We start from the raw sequence: 19,485 nt of genomic DNA on the forward strand, positions 1-19,485 counted from the left end.
CCTAGTCGGCCTGGTTTTCTCGTTTCATGCGGTACCCGATGCCGCGGACCGTCTCCAGCCAGTCGGCATAGGGGCCCAGCTTCTTGCGCAGCCGCCGCACGTGGGTGTCCACAGTGCGCGAATAGCCCTCGAACTCGTAGCCCCAGGCATTGCTCAGGAGCTGTTCGCGGGAGAGCACCTTGCCCTCGTTGCGCACGAATTCACCGAAAAGGTTGAACTCCGTGGGCGTGAGATGCGCGTCGGCCCCGTCCACCAGAAGGGTAAAGGCTTCGAAATCGGCCGCCAAACCCTCGCGCTGCCAGTGGGCGACCTTGGGCATGACGTGCACGTTGCGGCGCAGGACCGTCTTGATGCGCAGCATCAGCTCCCGCGGGCTGAAGGGCTTGATGACATAGTCGTCGGCCCCCAGCTCGAAGCCGAGGATCCGGTCGACCTCGTCCCCGCGGGCCGTGAGCATGATGATCGGTATGTGGGCGCATTCGGAGCTGCCCTTGATGGCCTTGCACACGTCCGTGCCGCTCATGCCGGGCAGCATGAGGTCCAGCAGGACCAGGTCCGGCCGTTCGCTCTGCACCAGCTGCAGGCCCTTCCTGCCGTCGCGGGCCACGAAGCAGTCGTAGCCGCCCGACTTCAGGTGAAAGGCCAGCAGGTTCGCGATATCCGGTTCGTCTTCGATGACGACGATCTTGTGAGCCATTGTTCCCCCTTTTTTCCGCAGCGGCCGCGGGTGACGCCGACCGTACTCTGGCGGGTTACCGACCTTTCGTGACAGCATTGTGACAGCGGCATGAAATTCCTGTAACATTCCCGATTTGACGACTCAACAACGTTGCCGCCGCTTCTTCACGCTTTCGTCGCAATTCCGAAACACATATCGCACAAGAGGGCAGTCACACGCCGCCAGCGTGCATGCCGCACGCTGCGCCGGCCCATTGAGGAAAACGACATGCTCCAAGCCCACACCGCCATCCCGCCTGAAGCGCCCCAGCCCATCCGCGAAATCAGAAGGTTCCTGCACATGCATCGGGCACTGAGCATCTTCGTCTGCCGACTCAAGGATTTCACCCTCTGCCGGGAACTCTACGGCACGCACGTCACCGAAGAAATCGAAAACCTCCTCGTGACCGCCCTGGATGCCTACGCCCAGGCCAACCCGGCGCTGAACGCCCGGCATGCCCTGCGCATCGGGTCCGGCGAGGCGCTGCTGCTGCGTAACCTCTGCCCTCTGGGCGAAGATCGCCTCATGGACCAGGCGTTCAGCCTGAAGATGTCCCTGCAGGCCGCCTTGCGCAAGCACACCATCTCATCTCTCGGCAGGGAGTTCGACATCGAGGTCGGGTTCTCGGTCCTGCACGAATCCCCACTCACGGACAAGGAGCGCGCCCTGCACGAGGCCATCGGGGACGCCAGACGGATGACGCAGGGAGCAGTCAACCTCGAAGCCATCAAGCTGTCCTCCGTCTTCCGCTCCATCGTGCGCAACGGGCAGATCCATGTGCTCTTTCAGCCCATCTACGACTTCAAGAAGGGCACGGTTCTGGCATGGGAGGCCCTGTCCCGCGGACCTCGCGGGTCGGAGTTCGAGTCCCCCGCCCTGCTCTTCGACTTCGCCGAGCAGACCGGGCAGCTCTTCGTCCTGGAACAGACCTGCCGCGCCAAGGCCATCGAAACCGTAGGCGCCCTGGCCCCGGGGCAGAGGTTGTTCCTGAACATCCACCCCCGGGCCGTGGTCGACCCGACCTTCGCCCCGGGCAGGACCCTGGAGCTCATCCAGGCGTACGGCCTCGAACCCGAAAACATCGTCTTCGAGATCACCGAGCGTCATTCCATCAAGGACTTCAGCTCGTTCCACAAGACCCTGGACCACTACCGCAGCCAGGGGTTCAAGGTCGCGGTGGACGACGCGGGAACGGGCTACTCGGGCCTTTCGACCATCGCCGCCCTGCAGCCGGACTACATCAAGGTGGACATGTCCCTGGTGCGGGACATCGACAAGGACCCGGTGCGCCGGGCCCTGATGGAAACCATGGTCACCCTGGCGGGACGCATCGGATCGGAAATCATCGCCGAGGGCATCGAAACCAAGGGCGAGGCCGGCGCCCTGATCGAGATCGGCGTCCACTACGGCCAGGGCTACTTCCTGAGCCGGCCGCATTTCCCCAAGCCCGAGACGCACCTGGACATCAGGGATCTGGTCCCCCTGCGACAGGACGCGCTCAGCCGGCTGTCCTGCTCCATCCCCATCGGCCAGCTGGCCCAAAAGACCATGACGGTCAGCCCGCGCACCCCGGTGCAGTCGGTGCAGCGCATCTTCTCCACCAACCCCGCCCTGACGAGCGTCGTGGTCGTGGAGGACGGCCAGCCCCGCGGGCTGGTCATGGGGTACAGCCTGGACCGGCACCTGGCCACCCTTTACGGCCGGGCGCTGTACGCGGAAAAGCCCGTGTCCCTGCTCATGGACACGGAGCCCATGATCGCCGACGAGCGGGAGCCCGTGGAGTCCGTGGCCAAGAACGCCAACACCAGGGAGATGCTCAAGGCCTACGACGAGGTCATCGTCACCCGCGGCGGCGATTTCCTCGGCGTGGTCACGGTGCAGAAGATGCTGACCACCCTGGCCCAGGTGCAGGTCGAGATGGCCAAGGGCACCAACCCCCTGACCGGCATCCCGGGCAACGTCGCCCTGGAGAAGGAAGTCGAGGCCACGCTGCGCAAGGGCAGGCCCTTCGCCATGCTCTACGCGGATCTGGACCATTTCAAGGTCTTCAACGACGTCTACGGCTTCAAGGACGGCGACCTGGTCATCCTGCTGCTGGGGCGCATCCTGACCTGGGCCATCGCCCGCCACGGCAGCACGGGCGACTTCCTGGCCCACATCGGCGGGGACGACTTCGTGGCCATGGTCTCGCCCGAAAGGGCCGAGCGCATCTGCCAGGCCGTGGTACGCTGCTTCAGGCGGCTCATCCCCCGCTACTACCACCCGCAGGACCGCGAACGCGGCTGGATTCAGGGCAAGGGCCGCGACGGCAGGGAGCAGCGCTTCCCTTTGGTCTCCGTGTCCATCGGCATCGTCGAGTGCAGCGAGAACATCCGGGGGTGCAGCCTGCAGCTTCTCGGGGAAAAGGCGGCGCAGGTCAAAAGCTACGCCAAGTCCCTGCCTGGCAACGTCTATGTCCGCGACCGGCGCGGACACTCGTGCACCGCAGCCCAATAGCGTCGTTATGATAGGGCCGTCTTTTCAGGGCATGGGTGCGCCGGAGCGCAGTTCCTCGACGCCGCAGAGCATGAAGCCGAGGATGGGGCGGCATTTTTCCGCGCATGGCGCGAAGAAGCGCCCGTGGCTCCGGGTGCCCGACCGGTTCTCCCGGCCGACGTAGAACTCGGCCAGGGCCCGGGGGACGAGGCCGTGCAGGGCGGCGTGATGCAGGAGCTTGGGCGCGCAGCACTCGCCGGTGCCCGTGGGCATGGCCCGGCCGAGGAAGACGTCGCGCAGGGGCCGCCGCTGTCCCCGGAAATTGGCCGGCCGGTAGAGCTCGAAAATGCGCTCCATCAGGCCCGCGGACAGCGCCCGGCGTTCGGCCAGGAGATCGCGGCGCAGGGGGCTGTCGGGCGGCAGCGCTTCGATGCGCCGGGTCAGGGCCTTGATGCGCGGCTCGTCGTCGCGGATCGTGCGCCCGAACTCCTCCGGATCGACGACGGGCTGCACCCAGCCCGGCACCTCCCAGACGCCGTTGTACTGTCCGGAGAAGGCCTTCAGCACCACCTCGTTACCCCTCCCGTCCCGGCAGACCAGCACCCCGAACATCTGGCCGCGGGCCGGCCCGAAAAGATAATCGAGGCCAAGGCGCGGATCGTCAATGCCAGGCGGCGCGATGCCGCCCCGCTCCTCGATTTCCCCCATGAGGGCCAGGGCGTGCGGCATCGCGGGAGCGGCCGGGAGGGCGTGCTCCCTCCCGCAGTCCCGGCAGAACCCGACGCAGTCCTCGTCGGACCGGGTCATCCGTCCGCCTGCAGCCCGAAACGCTTCATCTTCCGCCACAGGGAGGCCCGGTCGATGCCCAGGAGCCGCGCGGCCACGGTGCGGTTGCCGTCGACATGGGCCAGGGTCCACTCGATCTGCTCCCGCTCGCACTCCTCCAGGGTCATGGGCTGGCGCTCGCCGGCCCGGACCAGATGGCGCGGGGCTTCGAGCAGTTCGGGCGACAGGTGCACCGGCAGAATCTCGTCACCCGTGCAGAATACCGCCGCGCGCTCGATGATGTTCTGCAGTTCGCGCACGTTGCCCGGAAAGGCGTAGCGGGACAGGATGTCGAGCACTTCGGCCGAGACGCGCGGCGCGGGCCGCCCGCTCTCCCTGGCCGCCTTCTCGGCGAAGAAGTGGGCCAGCAGGGGCAGGTCCTCCAGGCGCTGCGCCAGGGGCGGCATGTCCAGCACCAGGACGTTGAGCCGGAAATAGAGGTCCTGGCGGAAGCGGCCGGCCTCGACCTCGGTCCGCAGGTTCTTGTTCGTCGCCGCCACCAGCCGCACGTCCACGGGGATGTCCGCCGTGCCGCCGACGCGGCGGATGGTCCTCTCCTGCACGGCCCGCAGCAGCTTGACCTGCATGGCCAGCGACATCTCCCCCACCTCGTCGAGGAAGAGCGTGCCCCCCTCGGCGGCCTCGAACAGTCCCTTCTTCTGCCGCGTGGCACCCGAAAAGGCGCCCTGCTCGTGCCCGAACAGCTCGCTCTCCAGCAGCTCCTCGTTGAAGGCGCCGCAGTTGATGGCCAGGAAGCGCGCCTCGGAGCGGCGGCTGAAGAGGTGGACCATGCGCGCGGCCACTTCCTTGCCCGTGCCCGTCTCGCCGAGGATGAGCACCGTCACGTCGGACGGGGCGATGCGCGCGATGGTGCCCTTGAGCTCGCGCATGCAGGGAGCCTCGCCCAAGAGCGGCACGGGCAGGGTCCGATCCTTGAGCTGCTCGCGCAGGCGCGCGACCTCAAGGCGCAGGCGGCGCTTCTCCAGGGCCTTGTGCACCAGGAGCCGGGCCTCGTCGAGGCGGTAGGGCTTGGCCAGATAGTCGTAAGCGCCTGCACGCATGGCCTCCACGGCCGTGTCCACGGTGGGGTAGCCGGTGATGACCACGATCTCGATGTCCGGGTGCCGCTCCTTGGCCGCCTTCAGCAGGGCCAGGCCATCCATGCCTTCCATCATGAGGTCCGTCAGGATCAGGTCGAAGTCGGCGCCCTGCAGAAGCTCCAGCGCCTCCTCCCCACCCCCGGCCGTGACGGTCTCGTGTCCCTGTCGGGCCAGGGCCAGGGCCAGGTTGTCGCGGGAGATGACCTCGTCGTCGACCACGAGGATCCTGGCGGCCCGCTCCGCCGCCCCCCCGTCCCCGGCCCGCGCGGCCCCGCGCGCCGGGCTCATCGCGCGCCCTCGGCGGCACCGGCCAGGGGCAGCCGGACGGTGAAACACGTGCCCCGGCCCGGTTCGCTCTCCACCCCGATGGACCCGCCGTGCTTCTTGATGATGCCGAAGACCACGGCCAGGCCGAGGCCCGTGCCCGTCTCCTTGAGGGTGAAGAACGGGTCGAAGATGCGGCCCATGTGCTCGCGCGGGATGCCGGCGCCCGTGTCCCGGATCTGCAGCACAGCCAGGGGTGCGGACGGGTCCTTGTGCGCGGATAGGGTGATGGTGCCGGGCGGCGTGATGGCCTGGATGGCGTTGATCATCAGGTTGAGGAGCACTTCCTGGAAGCGCTGGCCGTCCAGGGGCAGCTCGATGTCCGGCGGAATGTCGGTCACGATGTTCACGCCCGACGGCACCTCGCTCGACACCAGGCTCACGGCCCGCTGCACGACCTGGTGCAGGGACGTCGCCTTCAGGCTGAAGTCCGTCTCCCGCGCGAACTCCAGCAGTCCCTTGACGATGTCCCGCGAGCGGCTGACCTCCTGGTAGATGTTGTCGAGCATGTGCCGGGTCAGGGTGGGATCCGGCGGCTGGGGCGCGTCGAGGTCCTCCTGCAGAATCTGGCAGGACGTGGAGATGTTGTTCAAGGGGTTGTTCAGCTGGTGGGCGATGCCCGAGGTCAGCACGCCCAGGGAGGCGAGCTTCTTCTCCTGCAGGAGCTGGCTCTGCCTGCGGTCCAGTTCGACGATCATGTGGTTGAAGGCCTCGACCACGCCGCGGGTCTCGTCGCTGGTGTCGGGCAGGGGCAGGGCCTCGAAATTGCCCTGCACGATCTGCCGCGCCGAGCGCTCGATGACGCCCAGCGCCCCGAAGATGCGCCGCCCCACGAGCCAGGAAAAGAAGGCCGCCACGCCAGTGAAGGCGGCGATGGCCAGGACCAGCTGGTGCTTGAGGGTCGCGACGATGCCCAGGATCCTGGCCCGCTGCGTAGCCACGAACCTGTGGACCAGGTCCACGAGGTCCTTGCCCTGGTCGCGCAGGTGCGGGTCGGAAGTCGAGGACTGGACCATGGCGTGCGCATTGCCGTCCGTTTTCAGACCGGCGAAGGTTTCCTTGTAGGAGCTCAGGTCCTGCCGCAGTTCGAACAGCGTCGCACGCCCCTCGCGGTCGGAGCTGCTCAGCCCGCCCTCGGGGTTCTCGATGCGGTCGATGATGCCCAGGGCGCTGTCGCAGTAGCGCAAGGTCTCCACGTAGTCGGCCTCGCCCATGTAGAGGAGGTAGTTCTTCTCGTAGCGGCGGATTTCGAGGATGTCGCTGCTCAGGTCGTCCACGACCTCGGCCAGGGCCAGGGCTTCCTCGATCTGCAGCAGGTACTTGTAGGAGATGCCGCCCAGCACGGAAAACCCGAGGATGCTCAGAATCATCCCGAACAGGACGATGCGGCGGATCTTGCCGCTGGCGAAGCGGGAAATCAGTCCGTACATGCGCCACCTCCCTTGTCGTCCAGGACCACGGCCAGGGCCTGCTCCACCCGCTCGACCAGCGTGACCGGCGGCAGCTCCCCGACGCTCTCGCGCAGGGCCTCCACATCGGCCGCGTTGGCCGCGGGCAGGACGACCATGGCGGCCCGTCCGCGCAGGGCCGCCAGAATCTTCTCGCGCACCCCGCTGACCGGCAGCACCCGGCCCACCAGGGACAGCTCGCCGGACAGGGCCACGTCGGAGCGCGCCGGCCGGCCCGTAAGCAGCGACACCAAGGCCACGGCGATGGTCAGTCCGGCCGAAGGCCCGTCCTTGGCCACCCCGCCGGCCGGGATGTGGATGTGGATGTCGTGGCCCTCGAAGAAATCCTCGGCCACGCCCAGGGCCACGGCGTTGCTGCGGATGAAGCTCAGCGCGATCTGGGCCGACTCCTTGAGCACCCCGCCCAGGGAGCCCGTCAGGATGAGCTGGCCGGGCCCGGTCATGCGCGTGGCCTCGACGAAGATGATCTCGCCCCCCGTCTCGGACCAGACCAGTCCCGTGGCCGTGCCCACGATGGCCCCGGCGGCGGCCGCGTCGTGGCGGAAACGCGGCGGCCCGAGGAGCACCGCCGCGCCTTCGGCGCCCACGGGCGCGGCCACGGCCTCGACCCCGCCGTCCAGGCGCAGACGGGCCAGCTTGCGGCACAGGCGGGCAATCTCGCGCTCCAGGCCGCGCACGCCGGACTCGTTGGTGTATTCGCGGACAATACGCACCAGGGCCTCGGGCAGGATGTCCGGGTACGGGTTGACCAGGCCGTGCTCGCGCAACTGGCGCGGCAGCAGGAAGCGGGATGCGATGTCCATCTTCTCGGCCTCGGAGTAGCCCGAGAACTGCACGACCTCCAGCCGGTCCAGCAGAGGGCCGGCCAGGCGTTCCACGCCGTTGGCCGTGGCGATGAAGAGGACCTCGGACAGGTCGAAGGGGATTTCGAGATAGCGGTCCACGTAGCGCGCGTTCTGCTCGGGGTCGAGGATTTCAAGCATGGCCATGGCCGGGTCGCCCTTCACGTCCTGGCCGATCTTGTCCATCTCGTCGAGCATGAAGACCGGGTTGCGCACGCCCACGCCCCTGAGGGCCTGGAGGATGCGGCCGGGCATGGCCCCGACGTAGGTCCGCCGGTGGCCGCGCAGCTCGGCCTCGTCGCGCAGGTCGGCCAGGGACATGCGGTAGAAGCGCCGCCCCAACGCCTCGGCGATGGCCCGACCCACGGACGTCTTGCCCACGCCGGGGGGGCCGACGAAGCACAGGATGGGCGCCCGGCTGGTGTAATGGCGCGTGCGGGACTGCAGGGCCGTGCGCACGGCCTCGCGCAGCTCGCTCAAGTCGATGGGTTTGGACAGGTAGTGCACGGCCCCGGTTTTGAGAGCGCGTACGGCCGTGTCCACCGTGGCGTAGCCCGTGACAAGGATGAACTTGGCTTCCGGGGCAACCTCCCTGGCCGCCTCCAGGAGCTGCATGCCGTCCATGCGCTCCATCTTCAGGTCCGTGACGATGCAGTCGAACTCCTTGCGCCTGAGCAGTTCCAGGGCCTCCTCGCCGTTGGCCGCGACGTCCACGTCGTAGCCCTCGCGGCCGAGCACGTGCCGCAGGTTCGAACGGGCGATGGGCTCGTCGTCGACGACCAGCAGCGAGGCCTGGCGCTTGGTCTGCAGCACGCGGGAAGCCAGGTGCTCCAGCACCCGCTCCCGGACCTGCCCCAGGCCCGCGTGACTGCCGTCGAAGACCTTCGCCGCCTGCCCCAGGTCGAGATTGTCCTGGGTCAGGGCGCTCCACGGCAGGGCCAGAATCGTTTCCACGTAGTTCAGGGCGATGGAGTATTCCCCCACGGACGAGTCGGTCTTCTCCATCCGGCCGATCTCTGACTCCAGCACCGCCCGCACGTTCTCGGGCACATCGGCCTGCCGGCATTTTTCCCGAAGTCCCGTAGGGTCCTCGGTCTGGGCCGGCGCCTCAACTTCCTGCTTGCGAAAAAACATCGGTCAATCCCCTGCCTGGCGCCCTGTCGTGTCCCGTCGCTGCAATCTGCAACACCGCTGCAATCTGCAGCACCTCCGGCAAACCGGGCTTGTTATAGATTTCACGTTCTCGGCGTTGTAATTTGCAACATCGCACAAAACCCCGCAATTCTTCCACTCAAAATTACAGCCCTGATTTCAGCATGTTATAAAAAAACAAACTTCTGGCACGGGCCTTGTTTAAGGCCAGGCATCACTTTTAACGCGAGGTTAGCAAAATGAGCACCATCCGAGAAACGATTGAAGACACCTACGCTGCCAATGCCTTTGCCGAACGGGGCCTGACCAAGGAAGCCCAGATTCTGCTCAAGGGTGAAAGCCGCCAGACGGCGGTCAAGGCCGATGCCGTCAAGCAGGTCGAAAAGCGCCCGCGTCCCACGCTCCACGCCAAATAGGCCCACCAACCGCGCAGGAGCGAACAGATGCCTCGAAACTGGTTACGAAACACGTTGCACCCGGGCACGCCCAGCCTGCGGCGCGCCAAATCCGTCGAAGACCGCCTGGCCGACTACACCGAAGCCGTGGCTCTGGCCGAGGCCGGGGAACAGATGCTCGCCTCGGACATCATCCGGCACAGCGGCACGGGGCGCAGGCGCATTCTGGTCATCGGGCACGGCTGCACCTTCTCCTCGCACCTGGGGGAATACGCCCTGAGCGTGGCGGAGCGGATGGGCAGCGACCTGCTCTTCCTGAGCGTCGGCCTGCCCAAGAAAGACCCGAACTGGCGGGAGTCGTTCAGCCAGCTGGCGGACAACGCGGCCGGCCACTGGCGGGAAGCCGCGGAGCGGCAGAATCTGAATGTCCAGCACGAAGTGCGGTTCGGCACCGTGGACGAGGCCGTGAGCGAGCTCGTCCGCAGCTGCGGCCGCATCGAATTCATTCTCAGCGAACCTGAAGAAGGCGAGCAGGTCCTCGGCCAGACAGGTCTGGCGCTTTTCACGGTGAAGTGACGGCCGTCCCGAAGACGGGATCGATCCAACGCAACTCAACCGCTGCAAGCGGATACAACCAACATGGAGAACACAATGGCCTCATCTGAAAAGACATCGAAACCCCTCGGAAAGACTCTTGTCTTCGGCGCCTTGACCGCAGCCTTCTACACGGGATTTTTCGCTTACGGCGACGCCATCGCGGCCCAATTCGCGCAGGGTTCTTTCTGGGCGGCAGGACCCATCGCCACGGTTTTCGCCGTGTCCTACCTGCACGGCGAATTCGCCAGCAACCTGTGGGCGACCCTGGGCGTTTCCGCGATCCGCAAGGATACGCGCAAGACCGCGGAAGCCACCAAGCGTCCGGCCCAGCGCCCTGTCCTCAACGCCTGATCCCACGTCACGAAGGAGACATCGTAATGGATATCTTAAGCCTCGATCCCACCAAGTTCATTGACCTCAACACCATGGCCGTCATCTTCCTCTTCCTGGTCGGCTTCATCGGCGGCCTGGTCAGCGGCTTCATCGGCTCCGGCGGCGCCTTCGTGCTCACCCCGGGCATGATGAGCCTAGGCGTGCCCGGCACCGTGGCCGTGGCCAGCAACATGTGCCACAAGTTTCCCAAGGCCCTGGTCGGCGCCATCAAGCGCTACCGCTACGGCCAGGTCGACGTGAAGATGGGCCTGATCATGGCCGCTTCGGCCGGCATCGGCGTGCAGATCGGCATCAAGATCCAGCAGGTCATCCTGGCCATGTGGGGCCAGGCCGGGTCCGACCTCTACGTCAGCCTGTCCTTCGTCTTCGTGCTGGTCTTCGTGGGTGGCTACGTCATGAAGGACGCCATCAAGTGCGCCCGCTGCGGCGGCGAGGAAGAGACCACCGCCCTGGCCAAGCGCCTGCAGAAGATCGAGCTGTGGCCCATGATCAACTTCCCGCGCTCGGGCCTGCGCATCTCCCTGTGGTTCACCCTGCCCGTGGGCTTCGCCACCGGCATCCTGGCCGCCACCATCGCCGTCGGCGGATTCGTGGGCGTGCCCGGCATGATCTACGTCATGGGCGTTCCCGGCCTCATGGCCTCGGCCACGGAACTGGTCATCGCCTTCGTCATGGGCCTTGGCGGCTCCATCAACTGGGCCATGCACGGCATGGTCGACATCCGCCTGGTGCTCATCATCCTCGGCGGGTCGCTCCTGGGCGTGCAGCTCGGCGCCATCGGCACGACCTACGTGCGGCCGCACATGATCAAGATGGTCATGGCCACCATCATGCTCATCGTCGCCGTCAGCCGCGGCCTGGCCCTGCCGACCTACCTGGTCAAGCTCGGTTTGATGGAACTTCCCGAATCGGCCCTGAGCCTGCTCAAGAACGTGAGCTTCGCCTCCATGTGCCTGGCCCTTCTGGTCGGCTCCGTCATCATCCTCGGCAGCATGTGGAACGGCCGCAAGGCCCAGGCCGGCGCCGCGAGCTGAGCGTCCTTCCTGTCCCGAAGTCGACAAGCGAGCCCCCTCGAACCGGGGGCTCGCTTTTTTTCGCACTGCGCGGCAATTTCCGGCAACCCGCTTTTCATGGCGCCCGACATGAGCTATCAGTCAAGAAGGAATTCGCGTCCCTCGCTGTCACATCTCCGTCACAATCGCCTCAACATCCTGTAACATTGCGCGCCTAGTTACTCCTCCAACGCATGATGCGAAACTCAAGTTTGAAACATCGCCAAGGAGGCACCGTTATGAACCGTTTCCTGAAGAAAGCCGTTTTCACCCTGGCCCTGCTCGTCGTCGGCAGCGGCATGGCCCAGGCCCGCGACCAGGTCAAAATCACCGGCTCGTCCACCGTCTTCCCCTTCTCCAGCTATGTGGCCGAAGAACTGGGCGCCACCACCAAATTTCCCGCCCCCGTCGTCGAGTCCACGGGTTCCGGCGGAGGCCACAAGCTGTTCGGCGCCGGCATGGGCCCGAACACCCCCGACATCGCCAACTCCTCCCGCCGCATGAAGGACAGCGAGTTCGAGACCGCGACCAAGAACGGCGTCGTCGACATCACCGAGGCCAAGATCGGCTTCGACGGCATCGCCATCGCCCAGAACAAGGAAAACCCGGCCATGAGCCTCTCCCTGGAGGAGCTGGCCTCCGCCGTGGCGGCCGACATCCTCGTCGACGGCAAGCTCGTTCCGAACCCCTACACGATGTGGAACGAGATCAACCCGAGTCTGCCCGCCCGCAAGATCGTCTTCTACGGCCCGCCGACCTCCTCCGGCACCCGTGACGCCTTCGAGGAAATGGTCGTCGAGAAGGTTTTCGGCAAGAAGGAAGGCTACCCCAAGGATTACAAGAAGATCCGCCAGGACAGCGCCTACGTCCCGGCCGGCGAGAACGACAACCTGATCGTGCAGAAACTGGCCAAGGACAAGGACGCCTTCGGCATCTTCGGCTACAGCTTCCTGGAAGAGAACGCCGACACCATCCAGGCCGCGGCCGTGAACGGCGTCGTGCCCGGTCCCGAGAGCGTCGCCTCCGGCAAGTACCCCATCTCCCGTTCCCTGTACTTCTACATCAAGAACGCCCACTACGACGCCGTCCCCGGCCTGAAGGAATACGTGGAGCTGTTCATGAGCGAAAAGATGATCGGCAAGGACGGACTGCTGAAGGGCATCGGCCTCATCCCGCTGCCTGACGACGCCCGCGCCAAGGTCCGCGAGGACGTGCTGGCCAAGAAGAAGCTGACCCTGGACGACCTGAAGAAGTAAGCACCGGGCTCAATCATGTCCCCGAAGGGCCGAGCCGTTATCCGACGGACCGGCCCTTTGCCGCGACCGACACAAAGCGAGGAATCTCGTGACCACAACCTACCTGGCCCAATACCTGTTCGCAGGACTCCTGCCCCTGGCGCTCTTCGGCTATCTCGCGGGCCGCAGAAAGATCCGCGCCCAGCAGGACCCCAGCGCCAGATACAAGGCCTCCGAAAACCTGTTCGGCTGGTACGCCGTAACCAGGATGCTCCTGCCCGCCGTCATCGTCAGCGCGGGCGCGACGATTCTGGACCTTTTCGACCTCATTGACGTCCCCTGGCCCATGGTCGCGGCCACGGCGCTGCTGCTTGGCGCCGGAGCCATGTGGATCGGCCTCAAGGCCATCGCCCCGGGGCTGCGCGTGCGCACGGCTCTGGAGAAGACCATCGTCCGCATCCTGCTGCTGGCCTCGCTCATCTCCATCCTGACGACCATCGGCATCGTGCTGTCCATCGTCTTCGAGGCCGTCCACTTTTTCCGCATCGTCAATTTCTGGGACTTCCTGACGGGCACAACCTGGAACCCTGACGGGGCCACCATCGGCGAGGGCGGCGCGCAGCACCTCTTCGGTTCGGTGCCGCTCTTCGCCGGCACCTTCATGATCACGGCCATCGCCATGTGCGTGGCCATCCCGGTGGGGCTCTTCTCGGCCATCTGCATGTCCGAGTACGCATCCCTGCGCGTCCGGCGCATCGCCAAGCCCGCCCTGGAGATCCTGGCCGGCATCCCGACCGTGGTCTACGGCTTCTTCGCGGCCATCACGGTCAGCCCCTTCATCGTGCGTCTGGCCGAAAGCGTGGGGCTGCAGGCGGATTTCACCAACGCCCTGAGCCCGGGCCTGGTCATGGGCATCATGATCATCCCGCTGGTCTCGTCCCTGTCCGACGACGTCATCAGCTCCGTGCCCCAGAGCCTGCGCGAGGGTTCCCTGGCCCTGGGCGCGTACCCGTCGGAAACCATCAAGCGGGTCGTGCTGCCGGCCGCGCTGCCGGGCATCGTCTCGGCCTGCCTGCTGGCCATCTCCCGCGCCGTGGGCGAAACCATGATCGTGGTCATGGCCGCCGGCCTGCAGCCCAACCTGACGTGGAACCCGCTGCAAGGGATGACCACGGTCAACGTGCGCATCGTCGACGCCCTGACGGGCGACCAGGCCTTCGACAGCCCCGAGACCCTGGCGGCTTTCGGCCTGGGCCTGGTCCTGCTGGTCCTGACCCTGTGCCTGAACATCGTGTCCCTGACCGTCATCCGCAAGTTCCGTCAGAAATACGAGTAGGAGAAACCATGAGCATCCACATCGACCCGCGCAGCCTACGCAGGCGCAAGAACCGCGAAGCCCAGTTCAAGGCCCTCTCCTACATGGCCATCTCCGTGGCCGGCATCTTTCTGGTCATCTTCTTCGCCGACATCGTGCGGCAAGGCTACACGGCCTTCCAGCAGACCGAAATCGCCGTCGAGATCACCTACACCCAGGACATCTACGACAACCCGCGCTCGGCCATCGACGCAAAGATTGCGCCCCTGATCAGCCGGGGCGTGACCCGCATCCTGCCCATGCACCTGCGCGAAAACCCGCAGCTCATGGGCAAGACGGAAAAGCTCTGGGTCCTGGCCAACGCAGAGGTAGACCAGCACGTCAAGGGCAAGGCCAACCGGCTCAAGCCGCGAGAAGTCACCCTGGTCGACGAAATGCGCGCGGCCGGGGAAATCAGGAAGGCCTTCAACACCGGCTTCTTCACCAACGGCGACTCCAAGCTGCCGGAAATGGCGGGCATCCTGTCCGCGGCCGTGGGCACCCTCTACCTTCTGGCCATCACCTTCGCCTTCAGCTTCCCGGCCGGTGTCATGGCCGCCATCTACCTGGAGGAATTCGCGCCGGACAACCGGCTGATGCACATCGTCGAGGTCAACATCAACAACCTCGCGGCCATCCCGTCCATCCTCTTCGGCCTGCTGGGTCTGGCCATCTTCATCAACTTCATGGGCTTCCCCCGCTCCTCGGCCCTGGTGGGCGGCCTGACGCTGGCGCTCATGACCCTGCCGGTCATCATCATCGCCACCCGCGCGGCCATCCGGGCCATCCCGGACTCCATCCGCGAGGGAGCCCTGGCCCTGGGCGCCACCCACTGGCAGGTGGTCTGGGATCACGTCCTGCCCCTGTCCCTGCCGGGCATCCTGACGGGCACCATCATCGGCCTGGCCCGCGCCATCGGCGAGACGGCGCCGCTTCTGATCATCGGCATGGTGGCCTACATCCAGGACATGCCCCGCGGCGTGACCAGCGCGGCCACGGTCCTGCCGGCCCAGATCTACGTCTGGTCGTCGGAGTCCCTGCGCGCCTTCACCGAGCGCACTTCTGCCGGCATCATCGTGCTGCTGGCGGTACTCCTGTCCATGAACGCCGTGGCCATCATGCTGCGCAACAAATACGAACGGAAATGGTAGCCGCGGCCTGACCGCAGCGACGGCGCGCCATCTCCGCCATGCCGGGGCCGCTGCTTGACGATGTCAGCCCGTCAAGATAGCGGCCTTCGGTGTCTTTGCCCCCTTCCGAAACGTCATCGAGGCCGACATGTCGCAGCGCAGCACCATCAGCTACTTTCTCGAATCCATCATCCTTTCCGTCCTCGGTCTGGCGGTCGCCTTCTTTCTCGGCTTCCAGTCCGGGGGCATGTCCGGCGCCCTGGCCTTCCTACTGACCACGACCCTGCTGGCCTGCCTTGAAACGTCCGTCTCCCTCGACAACGCCGTGGTCAACGCGACCGTGCTGCGGGTCATGACACCCTTCTGGCGCATCATGTTCCTGACGGTCGGCATCGCCATCGCGGTGTTCGGCATGCGCATCCTCTTCCCCATTCTGATCATCTCCGTGGCCGGGAACATGGAGTTCGGACAGGCCTGGCTCATCGCCACCACCCGGCCCGAAGAGTACCGGCACATCATGGAAGGCAGCCATCTCGGCATCATGGGCTTTGGCGGCACGTTCCTGCTCATGGTCGCCCTGACCTACTTCCTGAACAAGGAGAAGGAGACGCACTGGCTGCCCGTGGTCGAGAAGATGCTGATCAAGGTCGGGGGCGTGGACAACGCCGCGGCCAGCATGGCCATCGGCCTGGTCATGGCCACGACCATGTTCATCCCGTCCACGGAAAAATACGTCTTTCTGATCAGTTCCCTGAGCGGGTTCGCGGTGCACGCCCTCATCGACGTGCTCAAGCATGTGGTGGGCGGTGGCGACATCGCCACCGTAGCGGGCAGGAACGGGCTGGTGGGCTTTCTGTACCTGGAGGTGTTGGACAGCAGCTTTTCCTTCGACGGCGTGGTGGCGGCCTTCGCCATCACCAACAAGTTCTGGCTCATCGCCATCGGCCTCGGGATAGGCGCGCTCTTCGTGCGCTCCATGACCGTGTATCTGGTGGAAAAGGGCACCCTGGAGCAATACAAGTACCTGGAGCCGGCCGCCTTCTGGGCCATCGGATTTCTGGTCCTGGTCATGTTCATGTCGGCCGCGGGGCACCATCTGCCCGGCGGCGAGGTGACCACGGGCCTGGCCAGCATGGTCATCCTCGGGGCGGGCGTGCTGACGAGCGTCATCCAGAAGCGGATCGAAGACCGGCTGCGCGAGTGCAGACAGGACCGGGGCTGATTCCCGGAAGCCGAAAAAGCCAGGAGTGATGCGTGTGATGCCGACTCTTCCCGAAGATGAACAGGTCCGAGGCGGGGTGTACCTCTGCCAGACCGGCCAATGCGTGTCCTGCGGCAGCTGCTGCGGGCTCTACAACGTCCGCGGCCTGTCGCGCGAGGGCCTGCGGGACATGCTGGACGACCGCCGCCGGGCTTTCGCCGCGGTTCCGCGCACCATCGACGCCATCCTGGCCTTCGAACAGGAACGCCTGGCCCTCGAAGGCCGCGACCATCCCATTCCGGATTTTCACCACTGCGCCTTCGTCGGCCTGATCCGCGACGGCGGCGAGCGCGTGGGCTGCCTGCTCCACCCCCTGGCCGACGGCAACGCCGGCGTGGACTGGCGGGGCCTGAGCTTCTACGGCGGGGCGGCCTGCAAGCTTTTCTTCTGCCCGACCTACGACCGGCTGGAAGCGAGATGGAAGCGCCTGGTCCGCCACGTCATCGACGACTGGTTCGCCTACGGCCTGATCATCCCCGAGCACCGCCTCCTGGCCGCCCTGCTCGGCGCCGTCGAGGCTCGCCTGGGACGCGAACTGGACCCGGACGCGCTCTCCCGCGACGGCCAGGCCGCCCTGGCCGAACTGCTGCGCATCAAGCTCGACTGGCCGCTGCGCGCCCCGGACGCGCCCCTGGCCTGGAACTTCTTCAGCACTCGCGGGACCGAACGGACCGGATTCAACGCCGATCAATCCGGCGACCCGCTGCTCTTGCTGGCCCTGCACGAACTGGACACCCTGCCGGAACACGCCGCGCAGGCCCTCGCGCGCCTCGAAGCACTCCTCGACAGCGCGGTGGTCGCCCTCTCCCGGAAATGAAAGGACCGGCGCGAAGCCGGTCCTTGGGGTGAGGGGCGGGTCATCCGCCGACGGTCACTCGACGTGGATGTCTATGGCCTTGGGCCGCGTCTTCTCGGTCTTGGGCAGATGCAGGTGCAGCATGCCGTCCTTGAAGACCGCCTTGATGCCGTCCGGGTCCACGTTGTCCGGCACCGTGAAGCGCCGCACGAAGGTGCCCGTGAACCGCTCCACGCGGTGATACTTCCTGTCCTTTTCTTCCTTCTCGGTCTTGCGCTCACCCTGGATCGTCAGCACCCCGTTCTCAACGGACACCTTGACATGGTCCTTCTCCACGCCGGGAATATCGGCCTTGATCAGAAACTCGGTTTCGGTCTCGGCAATATCCACCCGCGGAGTCCAGTCGCTGGAGGAGAGCGCCTCCTGCCCGCCGCGCGGCCATCCCACGGCCTTGGTATACCGATCGAACATGTCCTCGATTTCCCGCCAAGGATCCCATTTCATCAGTGTCATGGCCAACCTCCTTCCGTGACCTGTCTTCAATGTGTTCCACGGTCCCGGATCGCTCCCGGGTCAAAGAACAGTTAAGACGGCAGCACGGACAGTCAAGGACCGGAGGCCTTTTCCCATGCGCATTCTCTTTATTATTTCAATATATTGAGCCACTGCAGGCCATTACATCCGGCCGAAGGAGAAAAAGAGATGTTCGGCCGGGGCGCGTGTTCACGCATCCGTGCCGGCCAGATAGGCGGCCAGAGCCAGGGCGTAGAACTTGGAGCGGTCGGAGTCCCCGCGCGACGGGACGACCAGGGGGCAGCTCGCGCCAACGACGATGCCGGCCATGGGCAGGTCCATGAGGCTGGTCACGGCCTTGTAGAGCACGTTGCCGGTGACGATGTTGGGCGCGCAGAGAATGTCCGCGCAGCCGGCCACGGGGTGGTCCACTCCCTTGGCCCGGGCCTTGTCCCGGGAGACGGCGATGTCCAGGGCGAAGGGGCCGCCGATGACGGCGTCGCCGAAGATGCCCATGCGCGAAAGCCTGGCCAGGATGTCGGCGTCCTTGCTGGAGACCATGTCATTGTAGGAGACCTTTTCCGTGGCCGAGAGCACGGCCACCTTGGGCGGGTCCATGCCGAGGCGCTTGGCCACGTCCACGGCGTTCTTGATGATGTCGATCTTGCGCGTCAGGGTCGGCGAGATGTTCACGCCCGCGTCGGTGACAATCAGAAGCCGCTCCTCGCGCGGGTGGGGGAAGACGCCGATGTGGCTCAGCAGGCCCTCGCCGCGCTTGCGGCCGAGCACCGCACGCAGCAGCACGTCGGTCTTGACCCCGCCTTTCATCAGGAACCCCGCCCGCCCTTCCTGCAGAAGGTCGAGGGAGAGTTTGAGGGCGGCGGCCGTGTCGGGTTCGTGCAGGCACTCGAAGCCGGAAAAATCCGTTCCCGCCAGCTCCGGCAGGGTCTTCATGCGCTCCACATCGCCGACGAAGACCGGCTCGGCCAGGCCCTGGCGGTGGGCCTCCAGGCCGGCCAGGACCGCGTTGGCCTCGGCGCAGGCCGCGATGACCACGCGCGCGGCCGTGCTGCGGGCGCGGACCAGCTCGACCATGCGGTCGAGTGTGGTCACGGCGGCCATCAGCCGTCCCCCCGCGACAGGGCGATGAGACCCGTACGGCTCAGGGACTGGATGCCGTGGGGCGCCAGGGTGCGGATGAGGCCCGCGACCTTGCCCTGGGGAGCGGCGAGCTCGGCCGAGATGGTCTCGTTGCCCATGTCGATGACGTTGGCGCGGAAAACCTCGAAGATCTGCAGAATCTGGCTGACGGACGCCGGGGTGATGCGCACCTTGATCATGACCAGCTCGCGGTCCATGAGGTCGCGGTCCGAAAGGTCCTCGAGGCGCAGGACAAAGCCAAGGGATTCGATCTCGCGGGTCACGTCGCCGACCTTTCCGTCGCCGGCCTCGACGCAGATGATCATGCGCGAAACGTCCTCGCGCTCGGTCTCACCGCAGGAGATGGAGCGGATGTTGATGTCGTGGCGCTCGAAAACGTGGGCCATGGCGGCCAGGACGCCGGGCTTGTTCTGGACCAGGGCGGAGATGGTGTGGCGCATGGGGGCTCCTTGGATGCGTTGCGTACGTACCTGCCGCATATGTCAGGGCTTGGCCGTCGAGGCAAGGCGGCCGCGGATGCTTCAGGCCTGGACGGAAAGGCATGGATTCCCGCCTTCGCGGGAATGACACCGGGGCGAGGTGGCCAACCTTTGCGGGTAAGGCACCAAGGGCTTCAGATTCTGCTCCGGCCTCCCGCACAGCCGACACGTCATCCCCGCGAAGGCGGGGATCCATGCCTTTGTATCCTTTCCG

At 66.0% G+C, this 19,485-nt stretch carries 18 protein-coding genes; 10 read left to right on the forward strand and 8 right to left on the reverse strand.

Features of this window, described 5'->3' with window-relative positions:
* Nucleotide 1: 1 nt before the first annotated feature.
* Nucleotides 2-697, reverse strand: coding sequence for a response regulator transcription factor (locus ACYQ3G_RS17135; protein WP_459827919.1), 696 nt, complete (start codon nt 695-697; stop codon nt 2-4).
* Between the two features lie 249 nt (nt 698-946).
* Here ACYQ3G_RS17135 and ACYQ3G_RS17140 point away from each other — a divergent pair, with 249 nt between their 5' ends.
* A complete protein-coding gene (locus ACYQ3G_RS17140; RefSeq protein ID WP_459827922.1) occupies nt 947-3,214 on the forward strand; it encodes a GGDEF domain-containing protein in 2,268 nt (755 codons plus the stop codon).
* Between the two features lie 24 nt (nt 3,215-3,238).
* Here ACYQ3G_RS17140 and ACYQ3G_RS17145 read toward each other — a convergent pair whose 3' ends face one another.
* From ACYQ3G_RS17145 to ACYQ3G_RS17160, 4 genes are read right to left on the reverse strand one after another with little or no spacing between them, the layout of a single operon-like run.
* Nucleotides 3,239-4,000 carry a hypothetical protein gene (locus tag ACYQ3G_RS17145; protein WP_459827924.1) on the reverse strand — a complete coding sequence of 254 codons (762 nt, stop codon included), beginning with the start codon at nt 3,998-4,000 and terminating at the stop codon, nt 3,239-3,241.
* Complete coding sequence (locus ACYQ3G_RS17150; protein WP_459827927.1) at nt 3,997-5,406, reverse strand: sigma-54-dependent transcriptional regulator; 1,410 nt, start codon at nt 5,404-5,406, stop codon at nt 3,997-3,999. Before ACYQ3G_RS17150 ends, ACYQ3G_RS17145 begins: the two co-directional genes overlap by 4 nt.
* Nucleotides 5,403-6,872 (reverse strand): sensor histidine kinase, encoded by a 1,470-nt coding sequence (locus ACYQ3G_RS17155; RefSeq protein ID WP_459827930.1) that lies wholly within the window; start codon nt 6,870-6,872, stop codon nt 5,403-5,405. Before ACYQ3G_RS17155 ends, ACYQ3G_RS17150 begins: the two co-directional genes overlap by 4 nt.
* A complete protein-coding gene (locus ACYQ3G_RS17160; RefSeq protein ID WP_459827932.1) occupies nt 6,860-8,887 on the reverse strand; it encodes a S16 family serine protease in 2,028 nt (675 codons plus the stop codon). Before ACYQ3G_RS17160 ends, ACYQ3G_RS17155 begins: the two co-directional genes overlap by 13 nt.
* Before the next feature lie 257 nt (nt 8,888-9,144).
* Here ACYQ3G_RS17160 and ACYQ3G_RS17165 point away from each other — a divergent pair, with 257 nt between their 5' ends.
* The 9 genes from ACYQ3G_RS17165 to ACYQ3G_RS17205 all read left to right on the forward strand — a co-directional run bounded on the left by ACYQ3G_RS17165 (nt 9,145) and on the right by ACYQ3G_RS17205 (nt 17,139).
* Nucleotides 9,145-9,321, forward strand: coding sequence for a hypothetical protein (locus tag ACYQ3G_RS17165; protein WP_459827935.1), 177 nt, complete (start codon nt 9,145-9,147; stop codon nt 9,319-9,321).
* A 27-nt stretch (nt 9,322-9,348) separates the two neighbouring features.
* Nucleotides 9,349-9,876 carry a hypothetical protein gene (locus ACYQ3G_RS17170; RefSeq protein ID WP_459827937.1) on the forward strand — a complete coding sequence of 176 codons (528 nt, stop codon included), beginning with the start codon at nt 9,349-9,351 and terminating at the stop codon, nt 9,874-9,876.
* A gap of 75 nt (nt 9,877-9,951) precedes the next feature.
* Nucleotides 9,952-10,248, forward strand: a complete 297-nt coding sequence (locus tag ACYQ3G_RS17175; protein WP_459827940.1) for a hypothetical protein — start codon at nt 9,952-9,954, stop codon at nt 10,246-10,248.
* Nucleotides 10,249-10,274: 26 nt separating this feature from the next.
* Nucleotides 10,275-11,324 carry a sulfite exporter TauE/SafE family protein gene (locus ACYQ3G_RS17180; protein ID WP_459827943.1) on the forward strand — a complete coding sequence of 350 codons (1,050 nt, stop codon included), beginning with the start codon at nt 10,275-10,277 and terminating at the stop codon, nt 11,322-11,324.
* Between the two features lie 257 nt (nt 11,325-11,581).
* Nucleotides 11,582-12,598: a PstS family phosphate ABC transporter substrate-binding protein gene (locus ACYQ3G_RS17185; protein ID WP_459827945.1), complete on the forward strand. Its 1,017-nt coding sequence runs from the start codon at nt 11,582-11,584 to the stop codon at nt 12,596-12,598.
* Nucleotides 12,599-12,686: 88 nt separating this feature from the next.
* The gene (gene pstC / locus ACYQ3G_RS17190; protein WP_459827948.1) at nt 12,687-13,913 is read left to right on the forward strand and encodes a phosphate ABC transporter permease subunit PstC; all 1,227 of its coding nucleotides are present in this window, start codon (nt 12,687-12,689) and stop codon (nt 13,911-13,913) included.
* 8 nt (nt 13,914-13,921) lie between these two features.
* Nucleotides 13,922-15,082 carry a phosphate ABC transporter permease PstA gene (pstA, locus tag ACYQ3G_RS17195; protein ID WP_459827950.1) on the forward strand — a complete coding sequence of 387 codons (1,161 nt, stop codon included), beginning with the start codon at nt 13,922-13,924 and terminating at the stop codon, nt 15,080-15,082.
* 127 nt (nt 15,083-15,209) lie between these two features.
* Complete coding sequence (locus ACYQ3G_RS17200) at nt 15,210-16,283, forward strand: DUF475 domain-containing protein (RefSeq protein WP_459827953.1); 1,074 nt, start codon at nt 15,210-15,212, stop codon at nt 16,281-16,283.
* 34 nt (nt 16,284-16,317) lie between these two features.
* Nucleotides 16,318-17,139 carry a hypothetical protein gene (locus tag ACYQ3G_RS17205; RefSeq protein WP_459827956.1) on the forward strand — a complete coding sequence of 274 codons (822 nt, stop codon included), beginning with the start codon at nt 16,318-16,320 and terminating at the stop codon, nt 17,137-17,139.
* 54 nt (nt 17,140-17,193) lie between these two features.
* On the opposite strand, the gene ACYQ3G_RS17210 is transcribed toward ACYQ3G_RS17205, so the two are convergent.
* The 3 genes from ACYQ3G_RS17210 to ilvN all read right to left on the reverse strand — a co-directional run bounded on the left by ACYQ3G_RS17210 (nt 17,194) and on the right by ilvN (nt 19,232).
* Nucleotides 17,194-17,631, reverse strand: a complete 438-nt coding sequence (locus tag ACYQ3G_RS17210; RefSeq protein ID WP_459827958.1) for an Hsp20/alpha crystallin family protein — start codon at nt 17,629-17,631, stop codon at nt 17,194-17,196.
* 210 nt (nt 17,632-17,841) lie between these two features.
* Nucleotides 17,842-18,753 carry a phosphate acyltransferase gene (locus tag ACYQ3G_RS17215; RefSeq protein WP_459827961.1) on the reverse strand — a complete coding sequence of 304 codons (912 nt, stop codon included), beginning with the start codon at nt 18,751-18,753 and terminating at the stop codon, nt 17,842-17,844.
* Nucleotides 18,753-19,232, reverse strand: a complete 480-nt coding sequence (ilvN, locus tag ACYQ3G_RS17220) for an acetolactate synthase small subunit (RefSeq protein WP_459827964.1) — start codon at nt 19,230-19,232, stop codon at nt 18,753-18,755. Before ilvN ends, ACYQ3G_RS17215 begins: the two co-directional genes overlap by 1 nt.
* Nucleotides 19,233-19,485 lie beyond the last annotated feature (253 nt).

The sequence above is a fragment of the Desulfomicrobium salsuginis genome (assembly GCF_054657795.1).